Raw genomic sequence first — 19,302 nt, 5'->3', positions numbered from 1 at the left:
GCCGGATTTATTTTAGCGACCGGTGAACCTGGCCCAAGCCGCGGGCGTAACAACGCGCTATATCAAGCACAGAGTAACGCGTGAATCGGTAACCGCATGGACAGCAAACTGTACCCCATGCACCTCGTGCCACAGGAGGCCGAGATCCTGGAAGGTTTTGTATGGAAGCCGGGCGACCGACCGACCTCCAAGGAAGACCTGTTGACGCGCCGCCGGCCACCGGCCGACGCGGCGCTGGCGGTGCCTTCCGACTCGACCACCCAGGGAAGGCAACCCGCTGCGGAAGGCCAATCGCCCGAAGCGGCTCGCCCCGTTGGCAGCGACTCGGCGCGTATGGAACGACCGCTACAGCCGCCGCATAGCGTAAAAGATACGGTACGGACAGATAGCCTATCAACAGACAGTTCGACCACTGATCGTTTGGGTGGCGAATCGCCACCAGCGGACAGCGCAGGGGTCGACTTATCGGCCAACATTGACCTGCCACGCCCGTACCAACACCGGAAGGCGGCGCAACGGCAAATAATCCTTACAGCCTTTTGTGCAACCAACCGGGTAGTAGCCGATAGAGCCAGGCGACGAACCCCCACCGCCGCGTGACGTACACCACGCCGCGCCGCTTTTGCAGCCCCCGGTAAATCTGTCGGGCAGCTTTATCCACTGGCGCCACCCAGAACCGTACGGGCGATTTAGCCATCGGTGTATCCACGAACCCCGGGCAGATATCCGTTACCCAGATATCCATCCGTTCTTTACAAGCCTTCTGCCGCAGGCCCTGCAGGTAATTGATCTGGTATGCCTTGCTGGCGCTGTACCCCGGTGCCTGCCGGCTTCCACGCATGCCGGCCACCGAAGTGATGGCGGCCAAATGACCGCGCCCCCGGCCCTTGAAATAGTTGAATGCCCAATCGGACAACTGTGTGAATGCCTGCACGTTGAGGTCGATCATCCGCTGTTCGATATCGAAATCCAGCGCCACGTTCGTATCACCACCCCCGGCGCTGATTACGATCGTATCTACGCCACCCATGGCCGCTGCAAGGGTTTCCAAATGGGTAATGCTCGTCGCGGTGTCCGTCACGTCGAACGTAGCGGCATGAAAGCTGGCAGGTCGCTCAGACACCATTTCGCGTAGCAGCGCTTCCCGCCGGCCCGTGATGCCCACAACATGGCCCTCGGTCGCGAAAACCCCCGCCAACGCCCGGCCTATACCGGATGTTGCCCCGATGATGATGATGTTTTTCCTTACCGTTCCCATAAATAACAGCCGTACAGCAGTGGTGCCGACGACCACCCGCTAAAGGTAAAAACTATTCGTCAATTCCCCCCGCCTCCCACCCTTGGTTATCCGATACTATTTTTGTACCTTTGCACAAAGGGCCATGTTATTACCTTTCGTTTTGCTCCCCACCCCAGCTTGCAAATCATCGGAGAACGGTATTGACCCCGATAAAAGTGTTTAATTTAAAATCATCGATGGGAAGATCACAAGAGACATTCAGTAAAAAAGAAAACGCCAAGAAACGACAACAAAAGAAAAAGGAAAAAGAACTGCGCCGTGAAGAAAAACGGCAGGCCGCTGCATCCAACAAGGGCAAGAGCCTGGACGACATGCTTGCTTATGTGGATGAATACGGCAACATCACTACCACCCCTCCTGACCCCAAGAAGCTCAAACCGGTATCCGCGGACGAAATCCTGATCAGCACACCGAAACTCGAAGATATCGAAGACGCCGATGGCATGCGCACAGGCCGTGTGGCGTACTACAACGAGTCAAAGGGCTATGGTTTCATCAACGACGGGATGACCGGTGAACGCATCTTCTTCCACGTCAACGACCTGACCGAACCCATCGCGGAAGACGACCGCATCGAATTTAATATCGTGAAAGGCCAACGTGGCCCCCAAGCGGCTGACGTCAAGAAAATCAGTTAACCGTATCATCAGCAGGCATTGCCCGAGTGTGGCAGCAACGGCCAGCCTTGACGGGCTGTGCCCGGATTCACCCTATTTCAAAATACGCAACGTCAAATGCCGAAACCATTTGGCTTTTTTTAGTACGTTTGTGTTATGTCTGTAAACAAGGAAATCAAACGCATCACCACCCATACCATCCGCGAGATGAAAAGCCGTGGTGAAAAGATAGCGATGCTCACGGGGTACGACTACTCCATGGCCCGCGTATTGGACGATTCGGGGATCGACATCATCCTCGTGGGCGATTCGGCTGCCAATGTAATGGCGGGCTATGAAACCACCGTGCCCATCACGCTCGAAGAGATGATGTACCATGCTTCGGCGGTGGTGCGTGCCGCCAAGCGTGCGTTGGTGATCGTCGATCTGCCGTTCGGCTCATACCAGGGCGATAGCAGCGATGCCCTGAAAGCGGCCGTACGTGTAATGAAGGAAACCGGGGCGCATGGCCTGAAGGTGGAAGGCGGTGTCGAAATACAGGAAACGGTACAGCGTATCGTCAATGCCGGCATCCCCGTCATGGGCCATCTGGGCCTTACCCCGCAGTCCATCTATAAATTCGGCACCTATACCGTGCGGGCGAAGGAAGAAGCCGAAGCCAACAAGCTCAAAACAGACGCTAACCTATTGGAAGAAGCCGGTTGTTTCGGCGTGGTGCTGGAGAAAATACCGGCCGCACTCGCAACCGAGGTGACAAACGCCATCGGTATCCCCACCATCGGCATCGGCGCCGGCGCCGGATGCGACGGACAGGTACTGGTGGTGCACGATATGCTGGGTATCAATAAAGGGTTCAAACCGCGATTCCTTCGTCAATATGCCAACCTATACGAGGAAATAGGCAATGCAGTGAGCAACTACATCCGTGATGTGAAATCATCGGATTTCCCGAACGAAAGAGAACAGTATTGAGGGTGCCGGCTACGTATTGATGGCTCGCCAAACCATATCCTTTAACGATTGGATATTTTTGCCCGATACCGATGAGATAAATACATGGGGGATTTCGGCGGGTACGCCGGCCTTCATCTCAGCTTCTAGCTCGTCATCGAGCATGTCTGCTTTGGTAATGGCCAAGATACGGGGCTTGTCTTTCAGTTCGGGGTTGAACGCAATCAACTCATCCAACAGGATGTGGTATTCTTCGGCAATCGTCCGGTCCGTATCGGCAGGTACCATGAACAGGAGCACGGAATTGCGCTCAATATGACGCAAAAACCGGTGACCCAACCCCTTCCCTTCCGATGCCCCCTCGATGATACCGGGGATATCGGCCATGACGAACGACTTATTGTCTCGATAGGAAACGATGCCCAGATTGGGCACCAATGTGGTAAACGGATAATCTGCTATTTCGGGTTTTGCGGCAGAGACCACCGAAAGCAACGTGGATTTGCCGGCATTGGGGAACCCCACCAGCCCGACATCGGCCAGTACCTTCAGTTCGAGGATGATCCACTGTTCCTTGCCCGGCTCGCCGGGCTGGGCATATCGTGGTGTCTGCTGCGTGGGGCTTTTGAAATGCCAATTACCCAGTCCGCCCCGCCCACCTGCAGTAAGCACCTTCACCTCGCCATCTTCGGTGATATCGAATAGCAATTCGTCGGTCTCGGCATCACGCGCCACGGTGCCGAGCGGCACTTCCAGCATTTCGTCCTTGCCATTGGCGCCGAACTTCAGGGCACTGCCCCCCGGCTGGCCATCATTGGCAATCACATGCTTGCGGTACTTCAGGTGTAGCAACGTCCACAACTGGGCATTGCCTTTAAGGAAGATGTGGCCACCACGGCCACCATCGCCCCCGTCGGGGCCGCCCTTGGAGGTAAACTTATCGCGATGCAAATGCGCAGAGCCTGCCCCGCCCTTGCCGGAACGGCAGCATATCTTTACATAGTCTACGAAATTCGAACCCATTTTTTTAATTGTTAATGGTCAATTGTTAATGGTCAATTTCCGATGGCTGTTGACAGCGAGGCATCCATTAACCATTAACCATTAACCATTATTAAAACCGTCGATAACCCCGCTGATTTCGTTGAAAATAACTTCGATGTCGCCGATACCATTCACTTTGGTCAGTTTACCTTGCCGTTCGTAATACGGCAGCACGTGGATGGTTTTATGGAAGTACTCCTCGATGCGCTTTTTCAACTTTTCGCTATCGTCATCCGCGCGGTTGCTGATGGCCTTACGCTTGGCGATGCGTGCGGTCAGTTCGGCCTCGGTTACGTCGAGCGCAATAACGCCCGTGATACCGGAATCCTTCGATTCCAGGAAGTGGTCCAGCGCTTCGGCTTGTGCCACCGTACGCGGAAAACCATCGAAGATAAAGCCCCTTGCCTGTGGGTTCTTGTCGATTTCCTCCTCCAGCATGGCAATGGTAATGGAATCGGGCACCAATTCGCCGTCGGCAATTAACTGGCTTACACGTTGCCCCAATTCCGTTTGGTTGGCGATGTGTGCCCGGAAAATATCGCCCGTGGAAATATGCACCAGTTCGTACCGGTCGATAAGCTTTTGCGATTGGGTTCCCTTCCCTGCACCCGGAGGGCCAAATAAAACAAGGTTTAGCATCATATATCCGTGAAAAATAATAGCCTAACCGGCATGCTGATTAGGCTATATGAGTGAAACATGTGCGCTTGAAGGGAGTCGAACCCCTAACCTCCTGATCCGTAGTCAGGTGCTCTATCCAGTTAAGCTACAAGCGCATTCCCGATTCGGTTTGCAAAGATAGGAATCTGATTGATACCTGCGAAATATTTTTGGAAAAAATACCGAGCAATGCGATCCGGGTCGCATTAGTTCCCTGATTTTATTATCTTTAAAACCAAAACATAATCATCGTATCAAACGTTAACCCCCTTATGGACTACAATAAAAGCCTAATCAAGCGGCGGCGGATACGCATCGGAGATATCAGTATTAGTTATTTGTTGAAAGAAGCCGACCCTGCCGACCAGACTGTGGTATTCGTACACGGTTTCCCCTTCAACAAAAACATGTGGATACCGCAATTGGAAGGACTGCCGCCCTCCATCAGGGGCATTGCGATGGATGTGCGCGGCCACGGCAACAGCACCATGGGCCATGGCTTTTTCAGCGTCGATGTTTTCGCAAAAGACCTTTTGGTATTCCTGCGGAAAATGGCGATCAACCGTGCCATCGTATGCGGAATCTCCATGGGTGGGTATATTGCGCTCCGCGCATACCAAATCCGACCCGAAGCCTTCGCCGGCTTGATATTGTGCGACACCAATTCCCTTGCTGACGACAATACCGCGAAGCAAAAACGGTTCGACACGATCCAATCCGTGCTTAAGAACGGCAAGCGGGCGTTCTCCATCGGGTTCGTCAACAATGTATTCGCACAAAAGGCGCTTACGGAAAATCCCGATGCCATCGACCTGATCAAAAGCAGTATACGCCGGAATACCGAAAGCAGCATCTGCGCAACCCTGCTGGCGCTCGCCTCGCGCACCGATACAACCGACAGCCTGCAAAGCATCACCGTGCCCACGCTGGTTGTCCGCGGTGCGGAAGACCGCATCACGCCACGCGAACAGTCCGATATCCTCGTCTCCAAGATACCCGATGCTACCTACCTGGAAATGCCCGGCTGCGGGCACCTACCCAACCTCGAAGATACAACCCGTTTCAACATGGAACTGACGGCATTTATCGACCACATCAACCCGGCATAGCACAGCGGTGGTCAAGTAAATGTAAAAATCAAGTAACGGGTTACCTTATCGGGCGACGGATGTTTACTTTGCGGCGTATTTGCCTTCTATAATGGCATGAGGAAAACCATCATACGTATGTTGTTAAGCTTACTTATCGTCTGTGCGGTCTTCGCTGCGGGGGTCGTGATCTTTACGCGGCAACCACCCTTCGGGAAAGCCCCCCGCGGGCAACGGCTGGAGCGGATCGAAAAATCACCCAACTATAAAAATGGGCGCTTCCAGAACCTCGAAGACACGCCCGACCTGGCCGAAGGGGCCAATATGCTCACCGTGCTGTGGAGCTTCCTTTTCAACAAGACGCCGCGGCAGGTACCCATAGATTCCATCCCTTCCGTCAAAACGGACCTCCATCAGCTTAACGCCGACACCAACGCGCTCGTCTGGTTTGGCCATTCATCGTATTTCATGCAGGTGGACGGCAAGAAATTCCTCGTCGATCCGGTGTTCAACGGCCATGCTTCACCGGTGTCGTTCACGACGAAAAGTTTCGCCGGTACCAAGGGCTACCACGTGGCCGATATGCCCCGCATCGATTACCTGGTCATCACGCACGACCATTGGGACCACCTCGATTATAACACCGTTAAGCATCTCCAACCGAAAGTGGGCCGGGTAATCTGCCCGCTAGGCGTAGGTGCACACCTCGAATACTGGGGTTATCCACCCGAAAAAATCGTGGAGCTCGACTGGCATGAATCGACCGCCTTGGCTGACGGATTTTCGCTGCGGGCCACACCCGCACGCCACTTTTCGGGGCGCGGCTTCAAGCGGAACGGCACGCTCTGGGCATCATTTGTGTTGAATACGCCTACACAGCGTATATTTATCGGCGGGGACAGCGGCTACGGTACACATTTTTCGCAAATCGGCGAGCAATATGGCCCCTTTGACCTCGCCATCCTCGAAGACGGGCAATACCACCCCTATTGGATATATATCCATACCTTGCCCGAACAGGTGCTCCTCGCCGCGAAAGACCTTGGCGCCAAACGTGTACTACCGGTACATAACTCCAAATTCTCGCTGGCCATGCATGCTTGGGACGACCCGCTGATCAAAATAGCCGAGGCGAATGCGGCAACGGGGCTACCATTGCTCACCCCCATGATCGGCGAACCGGTGTACATCCAAGACACCACCCAGGTCTTTACACGTTGGTGGGAAGGGGTGAATTGACACCGTGGGCCATCCCTAAAAACCGGTATTTTCGAATTTCATCCGGGGTATTTTAAGGATTTACTCTTCGGTTTATGTACATTCGCCTTGATAAAATCCATCACTATGAACAAGGCCAATTGGATTCCCGCCCGCAAAACTACCCTCATTGCAGCCGGAGGCGTGATCATCGTCATCATCATCGCACTGTTCCTCTGGAAATACAGCCAGTCGAACACCGTAAACGCCAATAATACCGCTTTCGCCAAATACGTGGAAGCCTATACTTCCGGCGTCGTATCGCGCGAGAGCACCATACGCGTACGGCTGGCATCGCAGGTAAGCACATTCCAGCAGACCAACCAAGAAGATCCCCGCAAGCTCTTTTCTGTCAACCCGCATGTAAAGGGCAAAGTGTATTGGCTAGACGCACGCACAATTGAGTTCCGGCCCGACGAGCAACTCAAGCCGGGGCACGAGTATAACGTGACGTTCCACCTCGGCGAAGTGGCCGACGTAAGCGACGACCTCAAGGATTTTGTTTTTAACTTCAAGGTGATCGAGCCCTCTTACCATGTCGAAATCGATGGACTGACAGCGCAGACCAATACCGCCACCGATCTAATGAAACTCACTGGCCGCATGGCCTTTGCCGACACCGAGCAGCCCGAACACATCGAGGAAGTGCTAACCGTATCTTCGCAGGAAGGCACAGCATACACCATCAAGTGGCAACACAACCCACAGACACGGATATCTACCTACATAATCGACTCCATACCACGGGGCGATGAAGCGCGCAACCTCATCTTACGCTGGGACGGCGGCCCCATTGCCGCTTCCAAAGACGGTGAAAAAACAATCGAAATACCCGCCAGGGGAGTATTCAAGGTGTTGGACATCCGCGCGGTGCACGAGCCGGAACAATACGTATTGGTACAATTCTCCGACCCCATCCTGGTGGCACAGCAGCTCAGCGGACTGATCGAGGTTGCGGGCATGCAGGATCTGCGCTATACCATCGATGGCAGCGAAGTCAAGATGTATGCACCCGACCGCCTGGAAGGCGACTATGCCATCGCGGTGAATGAGGGGGTAGAGAACATCAACAACCAGAAAATAACATCCGCTTATTCCGCCAACGTCAATTTCGAAAACCGGCTACCTTCCGTGAGCATCCCCGGGAAAGGGACCATCCTACCGGGCTCGGGCAAACTCACCATGCCGTTTGAAGCCGTGAACCTAAGGGCGGTGGATGTGACCATCGTGAAAATATTTGAAAACAACATACCGCAATATTTCCAGCAGACGTACGACAGCAATTACGAATTGCGGCGCGTAGCCCGCCCCGTGGTGCAGAAGACCATCGCGCTAGACACCGACAAGAGCGTAAACCTGCACCGCAAAAACCGCTTTTCGCTGGATATCGACCAGCTGCTCAAAGCCGAGCCCGGGGCCATCTACCGGGTATTGATCGGCTTCCGCCATAGTTATTCGGTGTACCCGTGCAGTGATGCGGATGCCGAGGCCATTGCCGCGGCCGAGGCGGAACAACACAGCTATTATTACGGCGACCCAATTGACGATGACGACGAATTTTGGGGGCGCTACAATAATTACTACCCATACGATTACGATTGGGACGAACGCGACAACCCTTGCCACAGCGCCTATTATACCACCGGACGCTGGGCCAGTCGCGATATGCTCGCTTCGAACATCGGCCTCATTGCCAAACGCGGCAACGACAATAGCATAAACATCATCGCTACCAGTATCCTTACCGCCCAACCCATGGCGGATGTGGAGGTGAAGCTGCTCGACTACCAGCAGCAGGTGATCCAAACCGCCACCACAAACAGCGACGGGTTCGCCAAAGTGGAAGTACCCCGCAAACCATTCATGCTGATCGCCGCTAAAAACGAAGAACGCGGATACCTCAAGCTGGACGACGGCTCCTCCCTCCCACTGAGCCGATTTGACGTGGGGGGCGACGTGGTGCAGAAAGGCATCAAGGGATTTATCTATGGCGAGCGTGGTGTATGGCGGCCGGGCGATTCCCTGTTCGTGGGCTTCATCATGGAGAACCAATCGGCCAACCTGCCCGAAGGACACCCCGTTACCTTCGAGCTGTACAACCCCAAGGGGCAACTCAACAGGCGGCTGGTGGAATCGAAGCATACCAACGGATTCTACACGTTCAAAACGAAAACGGAAACTACCGCCCCGACGGGCAATTGGGTCGCCAAGGTGAGCGTGGGGGGTGCTGTATTCCAGAAGACATTGAAAATCGAGACCATCATGCCCAACCGGCTGAAGATCGATCTCGATTTCGGCGGCAAAACCGTGCTGAGTAAAGGTAGTGCCGTGCCTGTCAACCTGTCGGCAAAATGGCTTTTCGGCGCCGAAGTGCAGGGACTCAAAGCCCGGGTGGAGGCCGTAGTGACACCGGTGAAGACGGCCTTTGATGACTTTCGACTATATACGTTCGACGACCCAACCCGCAGCTTCAGCAGGGAAAGCGAAGTGCTGTTCGACGGCACACTGGACGCTACGGGAAAGGCTTCCTTTTCCGCGGATATCACCGGCACAAACGGTACGCCGGGCATGCTGCGCGCCAGCTTCACCACGCGCGTATTCGAACCCGGGGGCAATTTCAGCATCGACAACGTGAGCATGCCGTATAGTCCCTACACGAGCTATATCGGCGTGCGTACGCCCGAGGGCGATCGCCTATCGGGAAGGCTGCTCACCGATGTGGACCATACCGTAGATATAGTAGGGGTAGACGCAACCGGAAAGAAAATAACCGGAAAGCGGCGCGTACAGGTGGAATTCTATAAAATACGCTGGCGCTGGTGGTGGAACCAGGAAGATGAGTACCTCGGCAACTTCACGCAGGACAAATACAACCAGCTGCTCAAAAAAGAAACCATCACGCTCGAAAATGGCACCGGTAAGTGGAACATCCGCGTGAATTATCCCGATTGGGGCCGTTACCTCGTACGCGTGGTGGATCTCGAAAGCGGTCACGCCACGGGCAAAACGCTGTATATCGACTGGCCGGGTTGGGCACAGCGCGAACAGCAGAACAATCCCACAGAAGCTTCCATGCTGTCATTCACCGCCGACAAGGAAACCTACCGGGCCGGCGACAAGGTAACCCTCACCATCCCCTCTTCGGCGGGCGGCCGGGGGCTTATCAGCATCGAAAACGGAAGCCGCGTGCTTAACAGCTGGTGGATCGATACCGAACAGGGACAGACCGTTTACACCTTTGAGACTACCGAAGACATGGCTCCCAACGTGTTCGTGAACGTAACGCTGCTGCAACCGCACCAGCAAACGGCAAACGACCTGCCCATACGCATGTATGGCGTGATACCCTTGCTGATCGAAAACCCTAAAACGATCCTCAAACCACAGATAGGCATCGCCGAAACCCTGCGGCCGGAGACCGAATCGCGCATCTCCGTATCCGAAAGCAACGGCAAGGCCATGACCTACACCATCGCCATCGTAGACGAGGGGCTGCTCGACCTCACCCGCTTCAGAACACCCGACCCCCACGCCAGCTTCTACGCCCGCGAAGCGCTGGGCGTGAAATCGTGGGACTTGTTCGATCAGGTACTCGGCGCTTGGGGTGGCGACCTGGAGCGGATACTTAGCATCGGGGGCGACGGCGAAATCGACCGCAACGTAAACCCCGCCAAAGCCAACAGGTTCCAGCCGGTGGTCAAGTTCCTTGGCCCCTTCACACTGGGCAAGGGCCGAACCAATACCCACAAATTCACCCTGCCCCAATACATCGGCTCGGTAAGGGCCATGGTGATTGCCGGGCAGGATGGCGCCTACGGCTTTGCCGAAAAAGCGGTAGCCGTGAAAAAGCCGCTGATGCTGCTGGCTACCCTGCCACGCGTCATCGGGCCGAAAGAGACATTCAAGTTGCCGCTCACCGTCTTCGCGATGGAAGACCGGGTGAAACAGGTGAGCCTCGACGTCACCGCATCGGGCGGACTTACCGTACAGGGTGGCAAGCAGACGCTGCGTTTCGCCAAGCCCGGCGAACAGATGGCCCATGCCACCGTAACCGTGGGCAACGAGACCGGCGTAGGCAAGCTCCGCGCCGTGGCGAAAAGTGGATCTGAAACGGCCGTGTATGAAATCGAGATCGATATCCGCAACCCCAACCCGTTCGTTACCTCGGTCGACAAAGACGAAATCGCGGGTAACGGATCGTGGCAGCGGAGCATCGAGCCCCTCGGCCCCGGCAATGGCAACACGGCCTCGGTGGAAGTATCATCCCTGCCTCCGATTAACCTTTCCAAGCGGCTGAATTACCTGATACGCTATCCGTATGGATGCGTGGAACAGGTAACATCCAGCGTGTTCCCACAGCTGATGCTGGATAGGCTGGTCGAATTGAAAGACCGCGATAAAGCTGCCATCGAGCGGAATATCAAGGCTGGGATCAATAGGTTACGCAATTACCAATTGCCCAATGGCGGCCTGGGGTACTGGCCGGGAGCTACGACCGTAAACGAATGGGGCACGAACTATGCGGGCCACTTCGTGCTGGAAGCGCAGGCCAGAGGGTACACGCTACCCGCGGGGTTCCTCGATAGTTGGCTCCGCTTCCAGCGGAGCGCGGCACAGGGATGGTCACCCAATCAATACAACTGGCGCGGTGGCGACCTGCTACAGGCCTACCGCCTCTACTTGCTGGCCTTGGCCAAAGCCCCCGAAATGGGGGCCATGAACCGGCTCAAGGAATTCCCTTACCTGTCTGACGAGGCGGCATGGCGGCTCGCCGCTGCCTACCAACTAGCCGGACAGGGCATTGTAGCCAACCAACTGGTGAAAGGCCGCCCTACCGACGTGAAACCGTATGAACACGCTGGATACACCTTCGGGTCGGCCCTGCGCGACCGCGCCATGATCCTGGAAACGCTCGACCTCATGGGGCGCCGCGAAGAGTCCGAACGCATGCTGCTGTCCGTGGCATCGGGGCTAGACAACGATAGCTGGTACAGCACGCAAACCACCGCCTATGCGCTCCTGGCCATTGGCAAGTTTGGCGGCAACGAGCAAAGGAAAAATAACTTCGACTACACCCTGAACGGCGAATCGGCCCATGTAAATGCAGACACCTACCTGTACCGCATCGATGTGGATATGGGCAAACCGGACAATGTACTCCGTATCCAAAACAAGGGGACAAACAAGCTGTATGTACGTATAATCCGTGAAGGCCAGCTGCCCGTGGGTGAAAACCCGCCCATGCGAAATAACCCCGGGCTCCTTACCATGGACGTGCAGTATACGAACTTAAAGGGTGAACCGGTAGATCCCGTGGCGTTGCCACAGGGAACGGATTTCGTGGCAGCGGTAACGCTCAAAAACACCGGTAGCATGGGTACCTACGAGCATATGGCGCTCGCGCAGATCTTTCCATCGGGTTGGGAAATCATCAATACGCGGCTAAACAATACCCAGTCGGCGGTAACCTCTTCGCCCGCCACCTACCTGGATATCCGCGACGACCGCGTGCTTACCCATTTCAATATCAGGGAAAATGAAACGTTGACGTACCGCGTGCTCTTGAACGCGTCATATATAGGCCGGTATTTCTTACCGTCGGTAAGCGTGGAAGCCATGTACGACAACCGGATACAAGCGACAACGCCAGGCCAATGGGTAGCGGTTAAATAGTGGGGCGCAGCGCTTCCTCGATCAACTCGCCGTAAAATGCGGCTTCGGTCATCCCCGCAGCACGCACCTGCTGGGGGATGAAGCTCTGAGCGGTTTGGCCGGGGATGGTATTGATCTCAATGAAATAAAACCGGTCACTACTACGCTCAAGGAAGAAGTCTACCCGCACCATGCCTTTGCAATTGAGACGGGTGTAAATGGCTTTGACCACGCGTTCCACACGGCTGCGCTGCTCGGAGTTTAGCTCGGCAGGGGTGATTTCCTGGGTCTGCCCATCAAGATATTTCGCTTCGAAGTCGAAGAATTCGCGCGCCGTGATGACTTCCGAAGCCGGCAGCACCACCAACGCTCCCTCCCGCCGGTATATGCCCACCGAAAACTCCCTGCCATCCACAAACTCCTCTACGATAACCTGGCTGCCCGTGTTCTCTGCATCGAATGCTTTATCAATCGCTTCGGGCAGGTCGGCATCCGTTTTCACCTTCGTCATCCCGATACTACTCCCTCCCGCATTGGGTTTGACGAAATAAGGCAATGACAAGGCATCGCGCACCATATCGGCCGCCGAGCCGCGCTGCGATGCAAACAATTGGACGGAGTTGGCCACGAATAAATCGGGAATGCCCGCCAGTACCGCCTTGGTATAGGCTTTGTTCATCGTCAGGGCCGACGTCAGGGCATCGCACGAGGTATAGGGCAACCCCACCATGTCAAAATATCCCTGGAGGCGACCATCTTCGCCCGGCGATCCATGCAGCATGATGAAAGCCAAATCAAAACGGACCACATGCCCGTCCATCGGAAGGGTGAAGTCATCGCGGTTAACGGCATACTTCACCCCATTGCCGCCCACGTGGAACCAGCTGTCGGCGGTAACCGTAATGGTGTAAATTTCGTATAATGACTTGTCCAATTGCTGGAAAACAAAATTGGCACTCTTCAGCGAAACCTCGGCTTCTGCGGTGTAGCCGCCGGTAACTAATGCGATGCGTATGCTCATGATTGAGCAAACATAGCTAACTTGCAGATTATTTACAAGATGGGAAAAGGGTGAACGAATAAAATATAATTTGCTATGCCCGGAAAAACGAATAATTTTGTGCCATATACGCGGCATTTCGTTTACGACGGTAGAACAATGGCGCTAATATTGCTCTGCACCGGTGGAAACGCACGGGAGTGCGCACATGCTAACATTTGACGATGGTAAAATTTTTTCAATATTTACGGACCGACACCTTCAGGAAAAACCTCATTGGCGCCATTATCGGCCTGACCGTTTTCCTTCTACTCATCATATTCGGCCTCAACACCTACACGCGCCACGACGAATCGATCGCGGTACCCGACCTTCGGGGAATACCGATTGACGAGGCTGTGAAAAAACTGCAGGCCGATGGCTTTGAATATGATCTCGATTCGGTTTATCAGGTAGATGCAAAGCCGGGGCTCGTTATCGAACAGGACCCGGATCCTGCAACCAAGGTAAAGAAAAACCGAACCCTGTACCTTACCATCATTACCCGCGTGGCACCCGAAGTAGCATTCCCCGATCTGATTGAGAAAACCTTCGTGGAGGCACGCGCCGTCCTCAACAGTTACGGCATCAAACTGGGCGACACCACGTATATTCCCGATATTGCGAAAGACGTGGTGCTCGACGTCAAGTTTGGCAACGAACGGCTCAATGCGGGGCGCCCAATCCCGAAAGGTTCGACCGTAGACCTCGTGTTGGGCGATGGGCGTGGAGACAGCGAAGTACAGGTACCCGACCTGACGGGCCTCACCCTTGAGCAGGCGAAATTCGCATTACAGGGCAATTCGTTGACATTGGGTGCGGTAAATTATATGGGGCTGGTTACGGACACCGCCGGCGCAACGGTCATATCGCAAACACCGACACCCACAGACCCGAAGGTCAGCATCGGTACGCCCATCAATATTGCACTTACGAATCAACAGTAAATGGCGGCCAGCAAACCAGCGGACCAGAACAAAATGGCAGATAAATGAAACGGCAAGAAACCACATGAACAAAAAGAAAAAAGGCCTATTCATTACACTGGGAATGATTGCAATCGTTGCAATCGCAATAGGGGGCACCATCGCATATAAATATTATAAGTCTTTTTTTGCGCCGAGTGTGACCGAAGATGCCGAATACCTTTACGTCTATACACATTGGGATTTTGAAGACGTGATGACCAGCATTGGCGAGCTACACGCTGTCAGGGATACGGCCGCATTTAGATGGGCGGCTATCAAAATGGATTATCCCGGTCGCGTAAAACCGGGGAAATACAAGCTGACCGCCGGGATGAATAACCGGACCTTGATCAACAGGCTCGGCGGTGGCTTCCAAGAACCGGTGAAACTCCGCTTCGAGAACATACGGCTCAAGGAAAACCTGGCGAGCATACTGGCAAAGCAGCTGGAGCCTGATTCCATTGCGTTTGTGAACCTACTGAACGATGGCCCCTTGGCAGCACGTTTTGGATTCGACACTGAAAACTTTCTCAGCATGTTCGTACCCAACACCTACGAGCTTTACTGGAATACCTCCATCGAACAGTTTGCCGAGCGGATGCACGATGAGTATGAAAAATTCTGGACGGATGAACGCCGTAAGAAGGCGGAAGCGCTCAACCTCAGCCCGCAAGAAGTAGCTGTATTGGCCTCCATTGTGAAAGGTGAGGCACTGCATACCGACGAGATGCCCACCATAGCCGGCCTATACCTGAACCGGCTCCGGAAAGGCATGCTGTTGCAGGCCGACCCGACCGTTATCTTTGCCAACAACGACTTCACCATACGGCGCGTGCTGTACCGCCACCTACGGACCGACTCGCCGTACAACACCTACCTGTACCGCGGATTGCCGCCGGGGCCGATCATGATGCCCAGCATCGCCGCTATCGACGCGGTATTGGATTATAAACAACACGACTATATTTACATGTGCGCAAAGGATGATTTCTCTGGGTACCATAATTTTGCGGTAACACAGGCCGAACACAACATCAACGCACGTAAATTCCAACAAGCTCTTAATGAGCGAAACATCAAGCGCTGATGTATACGTTTGAAACAACCGTACGGGTTCGGTATGCAGAGACCGACCAAATGGGGTACGTTTATTACGGCAATTATGCGGCTTTTTACGAAGTCGGTCGCGTGGAACTCTTCCGCAGCCTCGGTTTTTCATATAAAGCACTGGAAGATAGCGGCGTGATGATGCCGGTGTTGGAGCTGCACTCCCGCTTCCTGAAACCGTCGCGGTATGACGAGGAAATCACCGTGCGCACACACCTGAAAGAAAAGCCCGGCGTCAAGATCCGCTTTGAATACGAATTGTTTAACCAACAGGGTGAACTACTCAATACGGGCAGCACCACATTGGTTTTCGTGGATATGAAACGTAACAAGCCCTGCATGGCCCCGGGCGACTTCATGGAGCGGTTGGCTGCCCATTTCGATTGAGCAATGAATTGGATGCATAATACCTTATTGAAATTCAAACCCTATTTCCATTTCATCGAGTGGACCAAGGTCATTGTGCTTCCGGGGTTCGGCGCGTTGCCCTTATTCACCGTGGCCACTTTTTTTTTCCAGGAAATCGCCCGTGAGTCCATCCTCAATAAGGCGTCTTCACTGGCCTATAACTTTATGTTGGCCATCTTCCCCGGGATCATCTTCCTGTTTACGCTCATCCCCTACATCCCCATAGACGATTTCCAGGAGAAATTACTGGAGTTCATGGAGGTCGTCATGCCCGAAAACGCATTCCTTACGGTCGAATCGACCCTGGAGGATATCGTGAAAAACCAAAACAGCGGACTGCTCTCCGTCGGTTTTATCCTCGCGACTTTCTTTGCCACCAACGGCGTCAGTTCGTTGATGCTCGCTTTCAACAAAGCGTCGCTTCTTATCGAAAGCCGTAGTTGGGGCCACCAACGGTTGGTAGCCATCGGATTGACACTCATGATCATCATCGCCCTGGCAGTGGGCATGACCATCTTTACCGCAGCGGGATACGTGGTGGGATACCTCAGACAGAATATCGCGATCAATGCCGCTTTCTGGAGCTTTGTAATCGCTGCCGCCCGATGGTTCATCCTCTTTGGGATTTATTTCCTAACCGTAAGCATCCTCTACAAATTCGGCCCGGTCTCGTCGCGGAAATGGAAACTGTTCAGTCCCGGTGCCATGCTGGCGACCATCCTGGCCATACTGACGTTTTCGGGATTCGCTTTCTACATCAACAACTTCAACGCCTATAATAAGCTTTATGGCTCAATCGGTACGTTAATTGTCATCATGATCTGGCTGTACCTCAACTCCCTTATCCTGCTGGTAGGTTTCGAATTGAATGCGAGCATCGCCCTTTCGAAACAAAGCATCAAGATCGTGCGACCGCGCGCCTTCAATACATTCAAATCGGCTGAAGCAAGGGAAAATCCTACGGAAACCACCAAGGACAACATGCATCGCAATTAAAATTTTTGCCACTAATGAAATTTTAACCTATTTTTGCGGCCGGGTGCATCGACCCTTACCTTGATGTGCACGTGCTGCTTAACCATGAAGCAAAACAAACAATATACGCCGACAGCAAGAATCCTCCTACTGTGCAGTTTCATCATTTTGTTTCTTTTCATCGGGACGGTTTTCATTTACCAGTACGGTCAGTACCGAAAACTTGAGCGCCGGTTAACAACGGCATACCAAACACGGAAAGCTGGATCGAATAACCTGAATTACCTGTTTGCCACCTATAGCGAGGCAGAAAATGCATTTCGACTATATACGCTCGAATTTAGCGACAGTAGTTACCGGGGATATCTTGCGAAACTCAATCTACTCAAAAGCTTTGTGGACTCACTGGCATCACAGCGGGATGTGGGGGTTGAAGACCAACAGCGGATAGCCATGGAGTTCGCCGCCCTCAAAAGGCGGCTTGACCGTTTGGTATTCCATACGCACGATTCGCTGAGCCTACTGGGTAAGTACGCCAACATCAAACCGCAGTCGGCCATCCAGATCGAATCGGTCGTCGATAAAGTGCTGGTTGATACCACGACCCACATCACAAAAGATACCATTGTAAGAAAGAGGCCCGGGCTGATCAAAAGGATTTTCAACACCAAAGATGACACCATCGTTATAGCCAATGAGCACAACAGCGTGGATGTGGAACGTATTGCGTTACTCCGGGATAATCTATCTGAGGCACAGTCTGATCTTGAGCGGTCTTATTTAGGCAATATTGCCGATCTCCGGCAGACATTCGGCCAACTTCAGAAAAAAGAAAGGCAACTCATCATAACCAATATCGATTTGCTAAACAAGCTCAAGGAAAGTATGGAGATTGTCCGGACGCTTGATATATACGCTTTGCGCAAAGCGGAAGAACGGGATTTTTCGCTATACAAAGAAAACATCAAATTATTCGGAAAACAGTTAATATTCGCGTTGATATTGATGTTCATCATGATTGTAGCGCTGGTCTACTATCAGTTCTACGCCCGTTCGTATGAGCGCCGCCTCCATGTGGAAAAAGACTATGCCGCCAAGCTTGCCGAGGAGAAAACGAGTGTATTGGCCAACATCAGCCACGAAATCCGCACCCCGCTCAACTCCCTCTTGGGCGTCATCGACCTGCTAAAAAGCAGGACGACCTCCGATTCGGCCGACGAAAAGCTCATCGATTCGGTATATTACAACATCAACCTCATCAGCAACAATATTACGGATATATTGAGCTTAAGCAAACTTGAAGCATCCCATAAAAGTAGCATCGCAAAAGATTATTTTTCGCCGAGCAGGTCTTTCCAGGATGTGGTGACCTTGCATAAGAACCAAGCGGAACTGAAAAACCTGCAATTGCATACCGAAATCGAAATCGACCCACTACTGAGTTTATCGAGCAACGAATTCAGGATACGCCAAATCGCATCCAACTTTTTGAGTAATGCCATAAAATACACCCAAAAAGGCGACATTACGTTCAGGGCATCATTATCCCGTAAAGGGAACGAGTCCAATCTGCACCTCGAAGTCGAAGACAGCGGCATAGGTATCAAGGAACAACACCGCCGCCAGGTGTTCCGTAAATATTTCACCGCTAACGCTAATTCGGGCGGCATCGGTTTGGGGCTATACATATCTAAAATCATGGCCGAGGAATTGGGTGGAACCATCGGATTAAAAAACAAACCGACCAAGGGCGCTATTTTCTTTGCTGACATCCCGTTTTCGGATAGCAGGATGGAAACGCGGGAACATCGGAAGGCCCAGCTGGCCGATCTGCCCGCCGACCTCCGCTTATTGGTTGTGGATGACAATCCCATCAACATCCTCCTCATGAAGCAGTTTTTCAAAGATGTGGGCAGCATCCATACCGTCAATAGCGGGGAAGATGCGCTGGCTTTCCTAGATACCCACACGGTTAATTTAGTTATCACAGACATTAACATGCCGGGGATGAGCGGCGTAAAATTGCTCGAAAAAATCCGCGCGGAAGAACGGTTTAACCCCATCCGGGTGGTGGCTATTTCTGCCGATGTGTCTACCCTGAAATATGCGGAGGAAACTCAGGTTGAGGCCTTCTTCGATGGCTTTATCGGAAAACCCTTTACCGAGGCCGAAATCGTAAAAACGATTACCCAGGCGCTTTCCGGAAAAACGTATTAACAACCGATTTCCCCGACAC

At 53.4% G+C, this 19,302-nt stretch carries 15 protein-coding genes and 1 tRNA gene; 11 read left to right on the top strand and 5 right to left on the bottom strand.

Annotated features, from left to right (window positions below):
- The first annotated feature begins 96 nt into the window (after nucleotides 1-96).
- Entirely contained in the window at nucleotides 97-600 is a 504-nt protein-coding gene (locus ACO1NT_RS17280) for a hypothetical protein (RefSeq protein WP_449049989.1), read from the top strand.
- Here ACO1NT_RS17280 and ACO1NT_RS17275 read toward each other — a convergent pair.
- Nucleotides 530-1,258, bottom strand: coding sequence for an SDR family NAD(P)-dependent oxidoreductase (locus tag ACO1NT_RS17275; RefSeq protein ID WP_449049988.1), 729 nt, complete (start codon nucleotides 1,256-1,258; stop codon nucleotides 530-532). The two genes, ACO1NT_RS17280 and ACO1NT_RS17275, sit on opposite strands and share 71 nt — an antisense overlap.
- A gap of 218 nt (nucleotides 1,259-1,476) precedes the next feature.
- Between ACO1NT_RS17275 and ACO1NT_RS17270 the strand changes: the two genes are divergently transcribed.
- Together ACO1NT_RS17270 and panB are read left to right on the top strand one after the other, a co-directional pair.
- Nucleotides 1,477-1,938 (top strand): cold-shock protein, encoded by a 462-nt coding sequence (locus ACO1NT_RS17270; protein ID WP_449049987.1) that lies wholly within the window; start codon nucleotides 1,477-1,479, stop codon nucleotides 1,936-1,938.
- Nucleotides 1,939-2,073: 135 nt separating this feature from the next.
- Complete coding sequence (panB, locus tag ACO1NT_RS17265) at nucleotides 2,074-2,889, top strand: 3-methyl-2-oxobutanoate hydroxymethyltransferase (protein ID WP_449049986.1); 816 nt, start codon at nucleotides 2,074-2,076, stop codon at nucleotides 2,887-2,889.
- 9 nt (nucleotides 2,890-2,898) lie between these two features.
- Here panB and obgE read toward each other — a convergent pair whose 3' ends face one another.
- The 3 genes from obgE to ACO1NT_RS17250 form a co-directional block, all read right to left on the bottom strand.
- Complete coding sequence (gene obgE, locus ACO1NT_RS17260; RefSeq protein WP_449049985.1) at nucleotides 2,899-3,891, bottom strand: GTPase ObgE; 993 nt, start codon at nucleotides 3,889-3,891, stop codon at nucleotides 2,899-2,901.
- Nucleotides 3,892-3,972: 81 nt separating this feature from the next.
- Nucleotides 3,973-4,551, bottom strand: a complete 579-nt coding sequence (locus ACO1NT_RS17255) for an adenylate kinase (RefSeq protein WP_449049990.1) — start codon at nucleotides 4,549-4,551, stop codon at nucleotides 3,973-3,975.
- A 63-nt stretch (nucleotides 4,552-4,614) separates the two neighbouring features.
- Nucleotides 4,615-4,688, bottom strand: a tRNA-Arg gene (locus ACO1NT_RS17250).
- A 156-nt stretch (nucleotides 4,689-4,844) separates the two neighbouring features.
- Between ACO1NT_RS17250 and ACO1NT_RS17245 the strand changes: the two genes are divergently transcribed.
- The 3 genes from ACO1NT_RS17245 to ACO1NT_RS17235 all read left to right on the top strand — a co-directional run bounded on the left by ACO1NT_RS17245 (nucleotide 4,845) and on the right by ACO1NT_RS17235 (nucleotide 12,590).
- Nucleotides 4,845-5,681, top strand: coding sequence for an alpha/beta fold hydrolase (locus tag ACO1NT_RS17245; RefSeq protein WP_449049984.1), 837 nt, complete (start codon nucleotides 4,845-4,847; stop codon nucleotides 5,679-5,681).
- 96 nt (nucleotides 5,682-5,777) lie between these two features.
- Complete coding sequence (locus ACO1NT_RS17240; protein ID WP_449049983.1) at nucleotides 5,778-6,899, top strand: MBL fold metallo-hydrolase; 1,122 nt, start codon at nucleotides 5,778-5,780, stop codon at nucleotides 6,897-6,899.
- A gap of 105 nt (nucleotides 6,900-7,004) precedes the next feature.
- Nucleotides 7,005-12,590, top strand: a complete 5,586-nt coding sequence (locus ACO1NT_RS17235; RefSeq protein ID WP_449049982.1) for an alpha-2-macroglobulin family protein — start codon at nucleotides 7,005-7,007, stop codon at nucleotides 12,588-12,590.
- Here the strand turns inward: ACO1NT_RS17235 and ACO1NT_RS17230 are convergent.
- Entirely contained in the window at nucleotides 12,583-13,590 is a 1,008-nt protein-coding gene (locus tag ACO1NT_RS17230; protein ID WP_449049981.1) for a D-alanine--D-alanine ligase, read from the bottom strand. The two genes, ACO1NT_RS17235 and ACO1NT_RS17230, sit on opposite strands and share 8 nt — an antisense overlap.
- A 203-nt stretch (nucleotides 13,591-13,793) precedes the next feature.
- On the opposite strand from ACO1NT_RS17230, the gene ACO1NT_RS17225 reads away from it, so the two are divergent.
- The 5 genes from ACO1NT_RS17225 to ACO1NT_RS17205 all read left to right on the top strand — a co-directional run bounded on the left by ACO1NT_RS17225 (nucleotide 13,794) and on the right by ACO1NT_RS17205 (nucleotide 19,283).
- Nucleotides 13,794-14,555: a PASTA domain-containing protein gene (locus ACO1NT_RS17225; protein WP_449049980.1), complete on the top strand. Its 762-nt coding sequence runs from the start codon at nucleotides 13,794-13,796 to the stop codon at nucleotides 14,553-14,555.
- A 64-nt stretch (nucleotides 14,556-14,619) separates the two neighbouring features.
- Nucleotides 14,620-15,663 (top strand): endolytic transglycosylase MltG, encoded by a 1,044-nt coding sequence (gene mltG / locus ACO1NT_RS17220; protein ID WP_449049979.1) that lies wholly within the window; start codon nucleotides 14,620-14,622, stop codon nucleotides 15,661-15,663.
- Nucleotides 15,663-16,070, top strand: coding sequence for an acyl-CoA thioesterase (locus tag ACO1NT_RS17215; protein ID WP_449049978.1), 408 nt, complete (start codon nucleotides 15,663-15,665; stop codon nucleotides 16,068-16,070). Before mltG ends, ACO1NT_RS17215 begins: the two co-directional genes overlap by 1 nt.
- Nucleotides 16,071-16,073: 3 nt before the next feature.
- Nucleotides 16,074-17,087 carry a YihY/virulence factor BrkB family protein gene (locus tag ACO1NT_RS17210; RefSeq protein ID WP_449049977.1) on the top strand — a complete coding sequence of 338 codons (1,014 nt, stop codon included), beginning with the start codon at nucleotides 16,074-16,076 and terminating at the stop codon, nucleotides 17,085-17,087.
- Between the two features lie 84 nt (nucleotides 17,088-17,171).
- Entirely contained in the window at nucleotides 17,172-19,283 is a 2,112-nt protein-coding gene (locus tag ACO1NT_RS17205) for an ATP-binding protein (protein ID WP_449049976.1), read from the top strand.
- Nucleotides 19,284-19,302 lie beyond the last annotated feature (19 nt).

This window comes from Parapedobacter sp. (genome assembly GCF_053550995.1).
The sequence above is the reverse complement of the archived record's forward strand: the minus strand, read 5'-3'. Positions and strand labels throughout refer to the sequence as shown.

Coding starts and splice junctions, on each gene's coding strand:
- ACO1NT_RS17205 (WP_449049976.1), top strand. CDS start 17,172: ATGAAGCAAAACAAACAATATACGCCGACAGCAAGAATCCTCCTACTG.
- ACO1NT_RS17280 (WP_449049989.1), top strand. CDS start 97: ATGGACAGCAAACTGTACCCCATGCACCTCGTGCCACAGGAGGCCGAG.
- ACO1NT_RS17215 (WP_449049978.1), top strand. CDS start 15,663: ATGTATACGTTTGAAACAACCGTACGGGTTCGGTATGCAGAGACCGAC.
- ACO1NT_RS17245 (WP_449049984.1), top strand. CDS start 4,845: ATGGACTACAATAAAAGCCTAATCAAGCGGCGGCGGATACGCATCGGA.
- mltG (WP_449049979.1), top strand. CDS start 14,620: ATGAACAAAAAGAAAAAAGGCCTATTCATTACACTGGGAATGATTGCA.
- ACO1NT_RS17230 (WP_449049981.1), bottom strand. CDS start 13,590: ATGAGCATACGCATCGCATTAGTTACCGGCGGCTACACCGCAGAAGCC.
- ACO1NT_RS17235 (WP_449049982.1), top strand. CDS start 7,005: ATGAACAAGGCCAATTGGATTCCCGCCCGCAAAACTACCCTCATTGCA.
- panB (WP_449049986.1), top strand. CDS start 2,074: ATGTCTGTAAACAAGGAAATCAAACGCATCACCACCCATACCATCCGC.
- obgE (WP_449049985.1), bottom strand. CDS start 3,891: ATGGGTTCGAATTTCGTAGACTATGTAAAGATATGCTGCCGTTCCGGC.
- ACO1NT_RS17255 (WP_449049990.1), bottom strand. CDS start 4,551: ATGCTAAACCTTGTTTTATTTGGCCCTCCGGGTGCAGGGAAGGGAACC.
- ACO1NT_RS17225 (WP_449049980.1), top strand. CDS start 13,794: ATGGTAAAATTTTTTCAATATTTACGGACCGACACCTTCAGGAAAAAC.
- ACO1NT_RS17275 (WP_449049988.1), bottom strand. CDS start 1,258: ATGGGAACGGTAAGGAAAAACATCATCATCATCGGGGCAACATCCGGT.
- ACO1NT_RS17210 (WP_449049977.1), top strand. CDS start 16,074: ATGAATTGGATGCATAATACCTTATTGAAATTCAAACCCTATTTCCAT.
- ACO1NT_RS17240 (WP_449049983.1), top strand. CDS start 5,778: ATGAGGAAAACCATCATACGTATGTTGTTAAGCTTACTTATCGTCTGT.
- ACO1NT_RS17270 (WP_449049987.1), top strand. CDS start 1,477: ATGGGAAGATCACAAGAGACATTCAGTAAAAAAGAAAACGCCAAGAAA.